Origin of the sequence: Microbacterium sp. LWH13-1.2 (genome assembly GCF_038397735.1) — a bacterium.
Taxonomy (GTDB): domain Bacteria; phylum Actinomycetota; class Actinomycetes; order Actinomycetales; family Microbacteriaceae; genus Microbacterium.
The window spans coordinates 1956041-1971258 of the sequence record NZ_CP151635.1; the positions used below are offsets into that span (position 1 = coordinate 1956041).

Genomic DNA, 15218 nt, shown 5'->3' on the forward strand with positions numbered 1-15218 from the left:
GGAGTCTTGGGGCGGGAGTTACTCCGCTGCGGCCTCGGCCGGTGCGTCTGTGTCGCCCTTGGCCTCACGAGCGGCCTGCTTGTTCGCCGCGCGCTGTGCGTCGCGAACCGCATTCTGCTCCTGCTTGGCCTCGGACTTGCTCTTCAGCGGTGCCACGATCATGACCATGTTGCGACCGTCGATGGTCGGGTTCGACTCGACGGTTCCGAGCTCGGCGACATCCTCGGCGAACTTGCGGAGAAGGCGGACACCCTGCTCGGGGCGCGACTGCTCACGACCGCGGAACAGGATCATGGCCTTCACCTTGTCGCCCGCCTTGAGGAAGCCCTCGGCGCGCTTGAGCTTCGTCGTGTAGTCGTGCGCCTCGATCTTCAGGCGGAAGCGGACCTCCTTGAGAATGGTGTTCGCCTGGTTGCGGCGAGCTTCCTTCTCCTTCTGGGCGGCTTCGTACTTGAACTTGCCGTAGTCCATGATCTTGACCACGGGCGGCTTCGAGTTCGGTGCGACCTCGACGAGGTCGAGGTCGGCTTCCTGCGCAAGGCGCAACGCCGCCTCGATGCGGACGACGCCGATCTGCTCACCCGCGGGGCCGACGAGGCGGACCTCGGGGACGCGGATGCGCTCATTGGTGCGGGGATCGCTGATGCGTAACTCCTTAGACGATGGGATTCGGCCACCAGGACGCAGTCAGCATCCCGGGCGAAATCAGAATCGTCCCACCCACCGGCATTCAGACGCCGGCTCCGCACCCTGCCTGCCGGATCCGTCTGACGACGCGATCCGGTGGAGTGCAAGACCCGGTAGCCTGGAACGGCAAGCGCGGGTGGGAAGTGAATCCTCTTTCGTACCGGAGCATGACGCTCCGGAGCCCGACACAGTCTAACAGAAGGCAAGGCGAAGTGACGAACCAGGCATCGGACGAGGCTGCACGCGAGCGCGAAGAGCGCTGGGCACGGCAGGAGGAGGCGGCGTCCTCCGCCACTCGGGACATCGCGGACGTACCCGCTGTCGAGGTCATCACGACCGCGGCGGTGCACCTCATGAGCGCGGCAGCGGTCAAGCTCGGCCTCGCCGACGACCCGCGCGCGGCTGAGCAGCTCGATCTCGACGAGGCTCGCAAGCTCATCAACTCTCTGGCCGGTCTGATCACCGCCGGCGCACCCGAGATCAGCGACATGCACGCACGCTCGCTACGCGACGGCCTGCGCTCTCTGCAGCTCGCGTTCCGCGAGGCATCGACCATCCCCGACCCGATCGGCAAGGGGCCGGGCGAGAAGTGGACAGGGCCGGTCAACTAGCCTCTTGCGCTCGGATCTCGCGGTCCGGGCTCCGGGCCTTCCGTCGCACCCGGTACTCCCCGTTCGCTGAGCGAGCGGGGCGAGTCAGGGCTCCAGGATGAGCGGCGGGGCGGTGGAGGCTCCCCCGCACTGACCGGTCGGAGGCGTCCAGTCGATGGCGTGCTCGGACTCTCGCAGAAGCGATCCGTCGGCGCCGAAAAGACGGATCGTCACCGTCTCAGGTGCACGCATGTCGAGATTCAACGTCCATTCGGCGCCGTCCTGATCGGCCCAGAAAATCGTCGACACCGATCCCGTCGGCGGAATCTCAGCTGCGCGCGGCGAGCACTCGTCATCGACGCAGAACTGCAGCTCGGCGATGCCGTCGATCGCGCTCGCGTCGACCGTCAGCGTGTTGATCCAGCCGATTGCCGGGCAGGCGGTCGCGCAACCGGTGAGGGCCAGCAGGAACACTGGTGTGGCGATCGCGGCTGCTGCTCTGCGCATGCCGCCACCCTAGCGAAGCCGAACCGGCCGACAACGCGGTCAGACCGAGCGGCGGAGCTTCACGGTCAGAGAATCCGCGAGCACCGCGATGCGGTCGTCTGCCGCCCAGCGCTGCGCGAGACGCGCGAGCACGGCGTCGAGCACCTCGCGCTCGAGGCCGTCGATCAGTTCGAGGATGACGATCAGCTCGGGACCGCGCAGACGCGCATCCGGATCGCCGGCGGCGACCGCCACGTCGATGACCGCGAGCTCGTGCGCGATGCTCTCCTGCAGAGCGGTGAAGACCTCGGGAGACAGGAAGCTCGGCTCCCACCGATGCCCCTGCGCTATCGCCCACACAGCGGGGCGACGGAACACGAACTCGGTCTCGGAAGTGGGATCGAGAACGATCAGGTCGGTGTCCTCTGCGGATGCCGACAGCGCCACGCGCGTGGCCTCGACCGGGATCGGCCGCGCGGTCGCGTCCCAGCGCTGCATCGCCTCGACGGAGGAGAACACGGGCTGCACGCGCCGGCCGTCGGGTGCAGCCACAGTGACGATCGACAGCTCCTGCGTCTTGTCGACCGTGAGCCCGCTGGGTGCGACTCCCTCTTCGCCCTTCTCGGCGATGAGCGGAATCAGCACTCGGGCGGTGCGAAACGCGTCGACCACCTCGGCCTGGGCGCCGGCTCCCGCACGGAAGCGAAGGAGCGCGTCGAGGAGGGCGGGGTCGGCAGAGCCATCATCGCCCGCATGTGGGTTCGACTCGAAGCTTCGCCCCTCCCAGGGCACACCCGCGGAGTCGCCTCGGTTCCCCGCGGCGTGATCGTGCGCGCCATGGCCCTCGGGGCCGTGACCGCAGGGGTCGTCAGTCTCCCGCGACATCCAGAGCCTCAGCCAGCGTGAACGCCCCGGCGTACAGGGCCTTGCCGACGATCGCGCCCTCGACGCCCAGCGGCACCAGCTCGCGGAGCGCGGCGATGTCGTCGAGGTTCGCGATGCCGCCCGATGCGACGACGGGCTTCGGTGTGCGCGAGGTCATCTCGCGAAGGAGTTCGAGGTTCGGGCCCTTGAGCGTGCCGTCCTTGGTGACGTCGGTGACGACGTACCGGCTGCAGCCGGCATCCTCGAGGCGCTCGAGGACCTCCCAGAGGTCGCCGCCCTCCTTGGTCCAGCCACGTGCGGCGAGAGTGGTGCCGCGGACATCGAGGCCCACGGCGATCGCCTCGCCGAAGCGACCGATCACGTCCGCCGCCCACTCCGGGTTCTCGAGCGCGGCGGTGCCGAGGTTGATGCGCGTCGCACCGCTCTCGAGAGCGGCCTCGAGCGTCGCGTCGTCACGGATTCCGCCCGACAGCTCGACGTTGACGTTCTTGAACTGCTTGATGACCTTGCGGAGGATCGGGGCGTTGCTGCCGCGACCGAACGCCGCGTCGAGGTCGACGAGGTGGATCCACTTCGCGCCCTGCGCGACCCACTCCCCTGCCGCATCCAACGGGTCGCCGTAGCTGGTCTCGGTGCCTGCCTCGCCCTGCGTGAGGCGGACGGCCTTGCCACCCGCGACATCGACAGCGGGGAGCAGAGTGAGAGAAGGGGACTGCGCGAAGTCGTTCATGACGTCCTCAGGTGAGATGGGAGGGCCGATTCGTCGGCACGAGAGTCGACACTAGCCCGCGTGTCCGCCCGCTCCAAAATGATGACGGCAGAGAACGACGGACGCCACGCGGTAGCCTCGAAGACGCCCCTGTTCGGTCGGTGAGGAGATGTTCCATGGTGCGCGATGCGGAAGCACGTGGAAGCGGACCCCTGCGTCGGGGCAATCCGATGCCTCCCGAGGTTCCGGAGAGCGGCAAGCCCGAGCAGCCCCGGCAGGAGCCCGAGCAGCCCCGGCAGGAGCCCGAGCAGAGCCCGCAGGCAGATGCCGAGCAGAGCCCGAGGGCTTCGCACCCGTCGACGCCCGCAGCAGATGACGCCGACCCGCCAGCCGCGAACGCCCCCGCCGCGAACGATGGCGGTGCCGTGGACTGGTCGGCGCCGACGCCGACGCCCCCACGATCCCCTGCAGCGAGTGTGGCGTCGAGCGCTCCCGCGCCGGGAACACGCGCTGCGGCAGCGGCTGCCGCAGCGGCAGCGCCTGCCCTCCCTCAGACGAACGCGCCGGCGCAGGCACGGGCGACCTCCGCATCCGCGGACGCCGGCCGACCCGCTGCTCTGACCCCTCCCCCCGTCCAGCAGGCCGCGCGCGCCGAGCCGCAGCAACCCGCTGTCCCGCCCGCACCTGCCAGGACGACCCCCACCGGGGGACCTTCGGCCGTGCCGGTCGCGCCGATCGTGCCGGCGGTCCCCGCGCCACCTGCACAGCCTGCGACCACGCCGCTCCGCCCCTCGACCGCACCGGCATCACAGGCATCACAGGCATCACCGAGCTTCTCCGCTCCCCCGGCGACCGTCCCATCGGCTCCGAATCCGGGCGCTCCGGACACTCGCCCCACCGCGATCCTCCAGGCGCAGGGCCCGGTCCAGGCGCAGCCCCCTGTCCAGGCGCAGGGCCCGGTCCAGGCGCAGGCCCCTGCCACAGCGACGCCGATCCCGCCCGCCGCGGTCGCGCCCGGCGCCACCGCACCCAGGGCCACCGCACCGGCGCAGACGGAAGCAGCAGCCTCCTCTCGTCGCCGCCAACGGGAGCAGGGAGTCGAACGCCGCTCCTTCCTGCAGGAGGAACGACGGGAGGAGCCTGCCCGCCGGGGCGGTCGCGGATTCCTCAATCGTGTCGGGTTCTCCCTCGGACCCAATGCGCGTGAGCGTGCGATGCGCGACGACGAGCACGAGGTCAGCCGCCATTGGCCGGGTCCGCGCACCGTCGCTGTCGTCAACGGCAAGGGCGGGGCTGGTAAGACTCCCGCCACGGTGCTGTTGTCGGCCGTGTTCGCCCAGTACGGCGGCGCGGGCGTGCTGGCCTGGGACAACAATCAGACCCGAGGCACGCTCGGATGGCGCACCGAGACCGGCGCTCACGACCGCACCCTGCTCGAGCTCCTGCCGCAGACGCAGCGCCTGCTCGGCGCCCAGGGCCAGTCGGCCGATCTGGCGCACTTCGTGCACCACCAGCCGCAGGAGAAGTACGACGTGCTGCGGTCCAAGCCCATCCGGCTGGCCCACGAGAATCGTCTCAGCCCGGCGGATGTGGACTCGATCCACGCGGTCGCTGCGAAGTTCTACCGACTGATCATCATCGATTCGGGCAACGACGAATCCGATCCGATGTGGTTGCGCATGATCGACCTCGCGGATCAGATCGTCGTCGCGACGACGACGCGCGACGACCACGCCGAGGCCGGAGCGCTGCTTCTCGAAGCGCTCGAGGACCGCGACGAACGCTCAGCGCGCCTCGCGCGCGAATCCGTGGTCGTGGTCAGCCAGGCCGACCCCAAAGCCTCATCCGCGGAGATCGCAGAGGTCGTCGCGGGGTACCGGCCGCTGGCGCGTGAAGTCGTCGACATCCCGTTCGATCGCGAGATGGTCGACGGACACCTCCGTCTTCGTGCGCTCTCGGCGCCCACTCAGCAGGCGTGGCTGTCGGCCGCAGCCGCGGTCGCGCGCGGTTTCTGACGCGCAGCGACCAGCGCGTCCCGCCTCAGGGACGCAGGCTGTCGACCCAGTTGCGGAGCAGCTGGATACCGGCCTCGCCGGACTTCTCGGGGTGGAACTGCGTGGCCGAGAGCGGACCGTTCTCGACGGCGGCGAGGAACGGGTCTCCGTACGTCGTCCACGTCAGCACAGGCTGCGGGAACGGCGGGATGACGTCGAGTTCCCACGACTGCGCAGCGTATGAGTGCACGAAATAGAAGCGTTCGTTCTCGATCCCCTTGAAGAGCACCGAGTCGGCGCCGGATTCGACGGTGTTCCAGCCCATGTGCGGCAGCACCGGAGCGTTCAGTTCGGTGACGGCTCCCGGCCATTCACCGAGACCCTCCGAATCGTGACCGCGCTCGACGCCGTGGGAGAAGAGCACCTGCATTCCGACGCAGATGCCGAGGACAGGTCGCCCGCCGGCGAGCCGCCGATCGATGATCTCGTCGCCGCCATGTGCGCGAAGCGCGTCACGAACGGCCTGGAAGGCACCCACGCCGGGCACGACGAGGCCGTCAGCCTCGAGCGCCTCCTTGCGGTCGCGCGTGAGCACTGCATCCGCCCCCGCCGCGAGGAGCGCCTTCACCGCAGAGTGCACGTTGCCGGACTCGTAGTCGAAGACGGCGACCCGAGGAGCAGTGCTCACAGCGCACCCTTGGTCGACGGGATGCCGTCGACCAGCGGATCGAGCGCCTTGGCCTGGCGGAACGCACGTGCGAAGGCCTTGTACTCGGCCTCGGCGATGTGGTGCGGGTCGCGCCCGCCGAGCACACGCACGTGCACCGTCAGACCGGCGTTGAACGTGATGGCCTCGAAGGAGTGACGCACGAGGGAGCCCGTGAAGTGACCGCCGATGAGGTGGTGCTCGAAGCCTGCAGGCTCCCCGGTGTGCACGAGGTACGGACGGCCCGAGATGTCGACGACGGCCTGTGCCAGCGCCTCGTCGAGCGGAACGAGGGCGTCGCCGTAGCGGGAGATCCCCGACTTGTCGCCCAGCGCCTCCCGGATGGCCTGGCCGAGCACGATCGAGATGTCCTCGACCGTGTGGTGCGCGTCGATCTGCGTGTCGCCGGATGCGCGCACGGTGAGGTCGGTGAGCGAGTGCTTCGCGAACGCCGTCAGCATGTGGTCGAAGAACGGCACCGACGTGTCGATACGGCTCGCACCGGTTCCGTCGAGGTTCAGCTCGAGCTCGACGGTGGACTCCGACGTGCTGCGCACACGCGTGGCGGTGCGCGGGGTCTGGGCGGGGGTGCTCATGAAGCCGATCCTATCGAGGCGAGGGCATCGAGGAATGCGGTGGTCTCCGCCTCGGTGCCGGCGGTGACGCGGAGGTGTCCGGGGATCCCGACGTCGCGGATCAGCACTCCCCGGTCGTACAGCTGCTGCCAGACCTTCTGCGGCTCTGCCACTCCTCCGAAGAGGACGAAGTTAGACCACGACTCGTGCGGGGTGTAGCCGAGCGCCTCGAGGGTCGCCGAGATGCGATCGCGCTGCTCGACGATCTCCTCGACCATGCCCAGCATCACATCGGAGTTGCGCAGCGCTGCGACGGCTGCGGCCTGCGTCAGCGCACTGAGGTGGTAGGGCAGCCGCACGAGGCGCAGCGCGTCGATGAAGGCCGGATCGGCGGCGAGATAGCCCACGCGGGCGCCCGCGAACGCGAACGCCTTGCTCATCGTGCGCGAGACCGCGAGCCGCGGGCGCCCCTCGAGCAGGGTCAGCGCGGAGGCTGCGTCGCGCGGAGCGAACTCCTGGTACGCCTCGTCGACCACGACGATGCCGCGGGATGCCTCATAGACGGCCTCGACGACGTCGAGGCCGAGCGGCGTGCCCGTGGGGTTGTTCGGCGAGCAGATCAGGATGACGTCGGGGTCGACCTCCGCGACCTGTGCGGCCGCCTCGTCCGGTGTGATCGTGTAGTCGGGCTGCCTGGTGCCCGCGATCCATCGTGCTCCCGTGCCCTGCGAGATCAGCGGATACATCGAGTAGGTCGGTGCGAAGCTGAAGGCCGTGCGACCAGGGCCGCCGAATGCCTGCAGGATGTGCTGCAGCACCTCGTTCGACCCGTTGCCCGCCCAGATCCGGCTGGCGTCGAGGCCGTGACCGAGGTATTCGGCGAAGCCCTCGCGCAGTGTGGTGAACTCGCGGTCGGGGTAGCGGTTGACGTCACGAAGCGCGACCGCGATGTCATCGAGGATGTCGCTTGCTACGGCATCCGGAATCGGATGAGTGTTCTCGTTGACGTTGAGGGCGACCGGCAGCGGCGCCTGGGGGGCCCCGTACGGCGTGAGCCCTCGGAGGTCGTCGCGAAGGGGGAGGTCAGCGAGTGATGCAGTCACCCTTCCCATGGTAAGCGTCGTGAACCCCACGGATGCGCGCGGTGACAGAGAATGAAGCCCGCCCGTCGCCCGCGCCGATCGCTCACTCGGAGTACTGCGCGGGGATCGCCAGTTCCTGGCCGATCTGGAGGGCGCCGCCACGGAGCATGTTCAGGCGTGTGATGTCACCGATGACCTCGCGCGGGTCTGCACCGGGTGCGATGCCCTCGGCGATCGACCAGAGCGTGTCGCCCGGCATCACGGTCACGGTGGCGAAGGAAGCCGCCGCGACCTGCTCACCCGAGGCCATCGCACTGCCGCCGCTCAGCGCGGCGAAGGCGATGCCCGCCGCGAGCGGGAGTGCGGCCAGCGCGAGCACGACGCGACGACCGCGCACCGTCAGACGGAGCTTCGTCGCCGGACGTGCCGGGAGGACTGCTGCGTTGCTGAAGGCGATGGTGCTCATGTCGTGCTCCTCTGCATCTACCGCGTGAGCGGTGAAGTTGGCGTAGCGTTCGCATTCGCGCCTCGGCCGGGAGCCGTGAATGCGAAGCTACGTTCCGAAGTTATCTTCGAATTCGAACATCTGTCAAGCGTTCTTCGAAAAACTACCCGCGAATCAGAAGACACGCTCGAACAGATCTTCCACATCTGGCCGATTCTCGGATACGGTTTCGATACGAACACCCCACCACGGGCCTCCGACATTCGAACTGAGACGCCGGAATCGCACACCTGAGGAGCACCATGAGCGACAACTCCGCCACCGACGCCGAGGTTCCGCGCACCCGTCGCCGGAAGAGCCTGAGCCCCAAGCAGATGGCGATCCTCGAGGTCATCCAGACGTCGATCAGCAGGTACGGCTACCCGCCGAGCATGCGCGAGATCGGAGACGCGGTGGGACTCAAGTCGCTGTCGAGCGTGACTCATCAGCTCGGGCAACTCGAACTCAGCGGCTACCTGCGCCGCGACCCCGGCAAGACCCGCGCCATGGAGGTCCTGATCGATCTTCCCGGCACGAGCGGCGAGAACCCGGCAGACGTCGCGACTCCCGTGGGCGATGCCGCCCTGGTTCCCCTGGTCGGCCGGATCGCCGCCGGCGTTCCCATCACCGCCGATCAGCAGGTCGAGGAGATCTTCCCGCTCCCGCGCCAGCTCGTCGGCAAGGGCGATCTCTTCATGCTGAAGGTCTCCGGAGAGTCGATGATCGACGCTGCCATCTGCGACGGCGACTGGGTCGTCGTCCGCTCGCAGGGCAGCGCGGAGAACGGTGAGATCGTGGCGGCGATGCTCGACGGCGAGGCGACGGTCAAGGTGCTCCGCCGTCGTGACGGCCACACCTGGCTGCTGCCGCGCAACTCCGCATTCGAGCCCATCCTCGGTGACGAGTCCGTCATCCTCGGAAAGATCGTCGCGGTACTGCGCGCCGTCTGACGGCCTCCGAACGCACGGCTCAGGAGCCACGCCTAGGCTCGAAGCATGTCTTCGCCGTTCGGTACCTGGACCTCCCCTTTCTCTGCAGCCCGGATCGCCGCGTCCTCTCCGAGGATCGACGGCTCGGCATTCGTCGGCGACGAGATCTGGTGGGGAGAGTCGATTCCTTCCGAGGGTGGTCGGCTCACCGTGCGCAGCTCGACCGGCGCCGAGATCCTCCCTGCTCCGTGGAGCGCCCGCTCCCGCGTCCACGAGTACGGCGGTGGAGCGTGGACCGCGGACGCCGAGGGCACGCTCTACTTCGTCGACGCGAAGGATCAGCGGGTGCGCCGGATGCGCCGCGGAGGCGAGCCCGAGCCGCTGACACCCGCAGGCCCCGCCCACGGCGGTCTGAGACTGCAGCAGGGGCGGCTCTTCGCCGTCCGTGAGGACCTCACCAGCACCCCTCATCGTCGCGGCATCGTCGAGATCCCCGTCGACGGCTCCGCGGCGGCGGACCCGACACTGGTGAGGACCGTCGTCGAGGGCGACGCCTTCTACGGGCATCCGGCGCTCTCACCCGACGGGTCACGGATCGCCTGGGTGCAGTGGACGGGCGCGCAGATGCCCTGGCAGCGCGCCACGCTCACGATCTCCGATGGGGTCGAGACCCTCGAGCTGCCGACGCGTGCGGCCCTCCAGCCCGAGTGGACGGGCATCGACGAGCTGTTGTACGCGGATGACCCGAGCGGCCGATGGGCGCTGCATCGCCAGGAGCTGGACCGTCTCGACGTCGCTGCGCCTGCCGTGCGTGTCGACGACGTCGACGCGGACACGGGATACGGCCTCTGGGTGCTGGGCAACCGCTGGTATCGCCCCCTCGACGACGGCCGGATCGTCGCGGTGCGCACGAACGGACGCGACGAGGTCGTCCTGCTCCACGCGGACGGAAGTGCCCGCACGCTCGCCGTGCCCGCCGACGGCCATGTCAGCGTCGACGACGTCTCGGGATCCCGCGTCCTTCTCTCGGGTAACAGCTCGACCACGACACCCGGCGTGTGGTGCGTCGACGTCGACTCCGACGAGGTGACCGCGGTCACCGGAGCAGAACCGAGCGACGCGGCGTGGATGCCCCCCGCCGCACCGATGCTCATCGACGGTGCGCACGGTCCGGTACATGCGTTCGCCTATCCGCCTGCCCACCCCACGGCCTCGGCACCGGCGGGAGAGCTTCCTCCCTACGTGGTGCTCGTCCACGGCGGTCCCACAGCGCACGTGACGGGAGCCGTGTCGGCCGTCATCCCCTTCTACACGAGCCGGGGCATCGGTGTGCTCGACGTGAACTACGGCGGTTCGACCGGGTACGGGCGCGCATACCGAGAACGACTCGACGGAGAGTGGGGCGTGGTCGACGTCGACGACGTGATCGCGGCCGCGAGAGGCCTCGCCGAGACGGGTGTCGCGGATCCTGCGCGCATCGCGATCCGTGGTGGCTCCGCCGGCGGTTGGACCGTGCTCTCCGCTCTCGTGCGCGGCGGGACCTTCGCCGCGGGGATCAGCCGATACGGTGTCACGGACCTCCGGATGCTGGCCGAGCACTCCCACGACTTCGAAGCGCACTACATCGAGGGCCTTGTGGGTCCACTGCCCGAGGCCGAGGAGCTGTACGTCGCCCGCTCACCGCTGACGCACGTCGACCGTATCGACGTGCCCGTGCTGCTCATGCAGGGCGCGGATGACCGTGTCGTGCCGCCTGCGCAGTCGGAAGCCGTGCGCGACGCCCTCGACGCCCGAGGCATCGATCACGAGTATGTCCTGTACCCGGGCCAGGGCCACGGATTCCGCTCGACCGAGACGATCGTCGACGCCCTCGAGCGTGAGCTCGCGTTCCTCGGGCGTGCGTTCGGATTCACCCCGTCGAGCTGATCAGTCTCCGGTGCGGTTGCGCAGGCGCATCGCCCGCTCGGCCTCGCGCGTGTCCTGACGTTCGCGCAGGGTCTGACGCTTGTCGAACTCGCGCTTTCCCTTCGCGAGAGCGATCTCGACCTTGGCACGCCCGTCGGAGAAGTACAGCTTGAGCGGGATCAGGGTGTAGCCGCCGGCCGACACGGCATGCTGCAGCTTCGCGATCTCTTCACGGTGCAGCAGCAGCTTGCGGATGCGCTTGGCAGAGTGGTTCGTCCAGTGGCCCTGCGAGTACTCCGGGATGTGCACGGAGTCGAGGAAGACCTCGTTCCCCTTGACGAACGCATATCCGTCGCTCAGGTTCGCGCGCCCCTGACGCAGCGACTTCACTTCGGTGCCGGTGAGCACCATCCCCGCCTCGTACGACTTCTCGATGTTGTAGTCGTGACGTGCGCGACGATTGGTCGCGATGACCTTCTCCCCGCGTTCCCTGGGCATGATTCTCTCCTGATCCGCGTCGCGCAGTGGTTCAAGAGCCCGATGCCGGGCGCACGACAGCCTGTCAGTCTATACCGACGACGCACCCGCCGGCGACGTGGTCAGGTGCGCAGCCAGCGGCGGATCGCGAAGCCGGCCGACAGCGCGGCCAGGACGACGCCGATACCGATCAGCACGGGCACGACGACCGCGGCATCCTGCATGGTCACCCAGGTGGTGATGAACGGGACCCGCCCTCGCAGATAGCCGTTCACACCGAAGTGCACCCCCGCGACCACCGCGGCACTCGCGAGCACAGAGCCGAGGAAGGCGGCGAACACGCCCTCGAGCACGAACGGCGTCTGGATGAAGCGGTTCGAGGCTCCCACCAGGCGCATGATCCCGATCTCCTTGCGTCTGGCGTACGCCGACAGCCTGATGGTCGTGCCGATCAGAAGGATGGCGGCGATCAGCATGAGCACGGCGATGCCGACCGCGATGTACGTGGCGACCGTCAGCGCGGAGAACAGCGGCTCGAGATACTGCAGCTGGTCGGTGACCTGCTCGACACCTGCCACGCCGTTGAACGCCTCTGCTATCACCTGGGATTGCCCCGGGTCCTTCATCGTCACGAAGAAGACCTCGAAGGCCTGCTCCGGGGTGATGACGCTCGCCTGATCCTCCCCCAGCTGCTCCACGAGCTTCGCGTACGTGTCCTCCTTGGAGTCGTAGCTCACCTCGCTGATCAGCGGTGCGAGCGCCTCGCCCTCGAGCTGGGCACGCACGGCATTCACCTGCTCTTCCGAGGCACCGCCGTCGACGCACGTCTTCTGTTCCGAGAGGTCGGAGCACATGTAGACGGCCACCTGCGCGCGTTCGGTCCAGTAGCCGCGCATCGTGCCGATCTGGGCCTGCATGAGGATCGCGGCGCCGACGAACGTCAGCGACACGAAAGTGACGAGAACGACCGAGATGACCATCGAGATGTTGCGGCGGAGGCCTCCGAGGGCCTCGGTGAGGATGAGTCCGATTCTCATGAGGTCGGCCCCACTTCCTCGGCACCGTCGTCGGACAGACCGAGACGATCGGCGACGCCGAGCTCGGCGACGTCGACCTGCGGAAGCAGGATCGGATTCGTGAGCGGACCGACGGATGCCGGCGCTTCGGCGGGCCTCGCGTCGGCGATCGGCGGCTCGATGGGGGCGGCCTGGGCCTCAGGGGTCTCGGATGCCGTGGGCACGGCGTCGGGGGATGCGGCTGCGGCCTTGCGCTGCGCGCTGAGCTCTTCAGCGAGCGCAGCGCGGACCACGGACAGGTCGGCAGTCTGGCGCTGCACCTCCTGCACTGCGGTGAGAGCAGCGGCTGCCGCAGCTCCTCGAATCTCTTCGGGCACGAGACGGGGGATGTTGGAGGTGTCGCCGTACCCGCCGTGCACCTCGTCGCGCACCATCTCGCCGTCGCGGAGCTCGATGACTCGACGCTGCATCTGATCGACGAAGGCCGCTTCGTGCGTGGCCATGAGAACGGTGGTGCCACCGGCGTTGATCCGGGCGAGCAGCTGCATGATGTCGACCGAGGTCGCCGGGTCGAGGTTTCCCGTGGGCTCATCCGCGAGCAGCACCTGGGGCCTGTTCACGAGCGCCCTGGCGATCGCGACACGCTGCTGCTCACCGCCGGACAGCTCATGCGGCATCCGCTTCTGCTTGCCGTCGAGTCCGACCAGAGCGAGTGCCTCCGGCACCGCCTGCTGGATGAATCCGCGCGAGGAGCCCGTGACCTGCAGGGTGAATGCGACGTTCTGGTAGACGGTCTTCGACGGCAGGAGGCGGAAATCCTGGAACACGGAGCCGATGTGGCGACGGAAGTACGGCACCTTGCGGTTCGCGAGCGATCGCAGGTCGCGTCCGAGAACGGCGACGCGGCCGGTCGTCGGCACGTCCTCTCGGAGGATGAGTCGCAGACAGGAGGACTTGCCAGACCCCGATGCACCGACGAGGAAGACGAACTCCCCGCGTTGCACTTCGAAGTCGACAGCGGACAGAGCGGGGCGTGAGGTCCCGCGATAGCGCTTCGTGACGTTCTCGAACCGAATCATGGCTGTTCGAGCCTAAGCGCGCCGTGTCTCCTGCTCGCGAGCGACACCCCGCGCACCCGCGGAGTGTCGTCCCGCACTGCTATACATGGAGGTGCCGATCCATGCCGTCTGCGTGGACCACAACTCCGAGGGGGAACCATGACGACGCCTGCAGGCTGGTATGACGACGGATCCGGGCGTCAGCGCTGGTGGGACGGCACGCAGTGGACAGAGCACTTCGCTCCGGTCGCAGAGCCTTCCGCGACCGAGGCAGAGCCTTCCGCGACCGAGGCAGAGCCTTCCGCGACCGAGGCAGAGCCTTCCGCGACCGAGGCAGATACGTCCCTCTCCGAGTCCTCATTCGCCGGCTACGACACGGCAGCGACCGATGACGGCGCCGCCGCAGTCGATGAATCCCCCGGTGCCGATGCGACCCCTGAGTCCGCAGCAGCCGCCGAGACCGCGGCCTCGCTCGACTCCGTGGCGGCCGTCGAGAGCCCTTCATGGAACGCGCCCGCCGGCGAGTCCATCGCAGCCGACTCGGGCTCCTCGTCGCCCGTAGACGAGGTCGCAGCTCCCGAGTCCGCCGCATCGTGGTCGACCCCCGAGACTCCTTCCGACGCATCGTCGACGGAATACACCGCGCCCGGCGCCACCACGCCGCTCGACGGCAACGTCCCTCCGTACGCGAACGCCGCGCCCGCCTACCCCGGCAGCGCGCCCGCCTACCCCGGCGCGGATGCAGGACAGACGCAGGCCTATCCCGCACCCGGCTACCCGGGGGCGACCCCCAGCCACCCCGGTGCCAGCGCCTATGCGCCGGCAGGTCAGGCCTACGGCGCTGCGGGCGGCTACCCGCCCGCATACGCAGGTGCCGCACCCGCAGCGTCGACCAAGCCGTCCGTCCTCGGCATCGTCGGCCTCGGCCTCGCAGCCCTCGGCACGATCCTGTCGTGCGTCCCCGTGATCCTCGGATTCGGGTGGCTGCTGCTCGCCGCCGGCTTCATCGTCTCGCTGATCTCGCTCTTCCTCAAGGGCAAGAAGTGGCCGGGCATCTCGGGCCTCATCCTCTCCGTGGTCGGCGCCATCGTCGCCGTCGTGATGGCGTTCGTCTTCATCTTCGCGACCGTGGCCGAAGCAGTGCGCGATCTGCCGACCGCACCCCCGTCCAGTGACTCCGATACCGACAACGGCACCGACCCCGGCACCGACGACGGAGACACGGGCCCCACGGATGTCGTCGAGGGCGAGCTCGGCTCCCCTGTCACGATCGAGCAGATGTCGGGCACCAGCGAGGTCACGATCAACTCGGCCACGTGGGCGACGTCGGACGGATCGAGCATCCCCTCCACCAACGGCGGCTATGTGATCCTCGACGTCACGTTCACCGGCGTCTCGGGCACGAGCTACATCAACCCGTTCTACTTCGCACTCGAGACCGCCGAAGGCGCCGAAGGCACCTACGACTACTACGTCGACGGAATCGTTGCGGAGGAGCTCGCCGCCGGTGACACCGTCAACGGCAAGATCACCTTCGACGTCGCGCAGAGTTCCTCGTACGAGATCATCTTCACCGATGAGCTCCTGCAGGAGGTCGCACGCGTCTCGTTCACTCCGTCCGCCGGCTGAGCTTCG

At 68.6% G+C, this 15218-nt stretch carries 16 protein-coding genes; 5 read left to right on the forward strand and 11 right to left on the reverse strand.

All coding sequences use genetic code 11. The features are described from left to right. Window positions 1-18: 18 nt before the first annotated feature. Window positions 19-669 carry a translation initiation factor IF-3 gene (gene infC, locus MRBLWH13_RS09275; protein ID WP_341958271.1) on the reverse strand — a complete coding sequence of 217 codons (651 nt, stop codon included), beginning with the start codon at window positions 667-669 and terminating at the stop codon, window positions 19-21. A 230-nt stretch (window positions 670-899) separates the two neighbouring features. Between infC and MRBLWH13_RS09280 the strand changes: the two genes are divergently transcribed. Next, window positions 900-1298, forward strand: coding sequence for a DUF1844 domain-containing protein (locus MRBLWH13_RS09280; protein ID WP_341954492.1), 399 nt, complete (start codon window positions 900-902; stop codon window positions 1296-1298). A gap of 84 nt (window positions 1299-1382) precedes the next feature. On the opposite strand, the gene MRBLWH13_RS09285 is transcribed toward MRBLWH13_RS09280, so the two are convergent. Genes MRBLWH13_RS09285 through priA form a run of 3 tightly spaced genes read right to left on the reverse strand, consistent with a single transcriptional unit; the run spans window position 1383 to window position 3378 of the window. After that, window positions 1383-1784, reverse strand: a complete 402-nt coding sequence (locus MRBLWH13_RS09285) for a hypothetical protein (protein WP_341954494.1) — start codon at window positions 1782-1784, stop codon at window positions 1383-1385. 39 nt (window positions 1785-1823) lie between these two features. Beyond that, window positions 1824-2648, reverse strand: coding sequence for an SseB family protein (locus MRBLWH13_RS09290; RefSeq protein WP_341954496.1), 825 nt, complete (start codon window positions 2646-2648; stop codon window positions 1824-1826). Next, window positions 2632-3378, reverse strand: coding sequence for a bifunctional 1-(5-phosphoribosyl)-5-((5-phosphoribosylamino)methylideneamino)imidazole-4-carboxamide isomerase/phosphoribosylanthranilate isomerase PriA (gene priA / locus MRBLWH13_RS09295; RefSeq protein ID WP_056312186.1), 747 nt, complete (start codon window positions 3376-3378; stop codon window positions 2632-2634). The genes MRBLWH13_RS09290 and priA overlap by 17 nt, the downstream gene beginning before the upstream one ends. A 155-nt stretch (window positions 3379-3533) precedes the next feature. Between priA and MRBLWH13_RS09300 the strand changes: the two genes are divergently transcribed. Beyond that, the gene (locus MRBLWH13_RS09300) at window positions 3534-5372 is read left to right on the forward strand and encodes an AAA family ATPase (RefSeq protein ID WP_341954500.1); all 1839 of its coding nucleotides are present in this window, start codon (window positions 3534-3536) and stop codon (window positions 5370-5372) included. A gap of 25 nt (window positions 5373-5397) precedes the next feature. Here the strand turns inward: MRBLWH13_RS09300 and hisH are convergent, their stop codons facing one another. From hisH to MRBLWH13_RS09320, 4 genes are all read right to left on the reverse strand, one after another. Continuing rightward, the gene (gene hisH / locus MRBLWH13_RS09305) at window positions 5398-6039 is read right to left on the reverse strand and encodes an imidazole glycerol phosphate synthase subunit HisH (protein WP_341954502.1); all 642 of its coding nucleotides are present in this window, start codon (window positions 6037-6039) and stop codon (window positions 5398-5400) included. Beyond that, on the reverse strand, window positions 6036-6653 hold the full coding sequence (hisB, locus tag MRBLWH13_RS09310; RefSeq protein ID WP_341954504.1) for an imidazoleglycerol-phosphate dehydratase HisB: 618 nt from the start codon (window positions 6651-6653) through the stop codon (window positions 6036-6038). Before hisB ends, hisH begins: the two co-directional genes overlap by 4 nt. Continuing rightward, window positions 6650-7744, reverse strand: a complete 1095-nt coding sequence (locus MRBLWH13_RS09315; RefSeq protein WP_341954506.1) for a histidinol-phosphate transaminase — start codon at window positions 7742-7744, stop codon at window positions 6650-6652. Before MRBLWH13_RS09315 ends, hisB begins: the two co-directional genes overlap by 4 nt. Before the next feature lie 73 nt (window positions 7745-7817). Beyond that, on the reverse strand, window positions 7818-8180 hold the full coding sequence (locus MRBLWH13_RS09320) for a LysM peptidoglycan-binding domain-containing protein (protein WP_341954508.1): 363 nt from the start codon (window positions 8178-8180) through the stop codon (window positions 7818-7820). Between the two features lie 281 nt (window positions 8181-8461). Between MRBLWH13_RS09320 and lexA the strand changes: the two genes are divergently transcribed. Continuing rightward, entirely contained in the window at window positions 8462-9148 is a 687-nt protein-coding gene (gene lexA, locus MRBLWH13_RS09325) for a transcriptional repressor LexA (protein WP_056513101.1), read from the forward strand. A gap of 45 nt (window positions 9149-9193) precedes the next feature. Next, window positions 9194-11053 carry a prolyl oligopeptidase family serine peptidase gene (locus tag MRBLWH13_RS09330; RefSeq protein ID WP_341954511.1) on the forward strand — a complete coding sequence of 620 codons (1860 nt, stop codon included), beginning with the start codon at window positions 9194-9196 and terminating at the stop codon, window positions 11051-11053. Here MRBLWH13_RS09330 and smpB read toward each other — a convergent pair whose 3' ends face one another. The 3 genes from smpB to ftsE all read right to left on the reverse strand — a co-directional run bounded on the left by smpB (window position 11054) and on the right by ftsE (window position 13604). Beyond that, window positions 11054-11530: an SsrA-binding protein SmpB gene (gene smpB / locus MRBLWH13_RS09335; RefSeq protein WP_056312202.1), complete on the reverse strand. Its 477-nt coding sequence runs from the start codon at window positions 11528-11530 to the stop codon at window positions 11054-11056. 101 nt (window positions 11531-11631) lie between these two features. Continuing rightward, window positions 11632-12546 (reverse strand): permease-like cell division protein FtsX, encoded by a 915-nt coding sequence (gene ftsX, locus MRBLWH13_RS09340; protein ID WP_056513106.1) that lies wholly within the window; start codon window positions 12544-12546, stop codon window positions 11632-11634. Beyond that, entirely contained in the window at window positions 12543-13604 is a 1062-nt protein-coding gene (gene ftsE, locus MRBLWH13_RS09345; protein ID WP_341954516.1) for a cell division ATP-binding protein FtsE, read from the reverse strand. The genes ftsX and ftsE overlap by 4 nt, the downstream gene beginning before the upstream one ends. Before the next feature lie 138 nt (window positions 13605-13742). On the opposite strand from ftsE, the gene MRBLWH13_RS09350 reads away from it, so the two are divergent. Continuing rightward, the gene (locus MRBLWH13_RS09350; RefSeq protein ID WP_341954518.1) at window positions 13743-15212 is read left to right on the forward strand and encodes a DUF2510 domain-containing protein; all 1470 of its coding nucleotides are present in this window, start codon (window positions 13743-13745) and stop codon (window positions 15210-15212) included. Window positions 15213-15218: the final 6 nt, after the last annotated feature.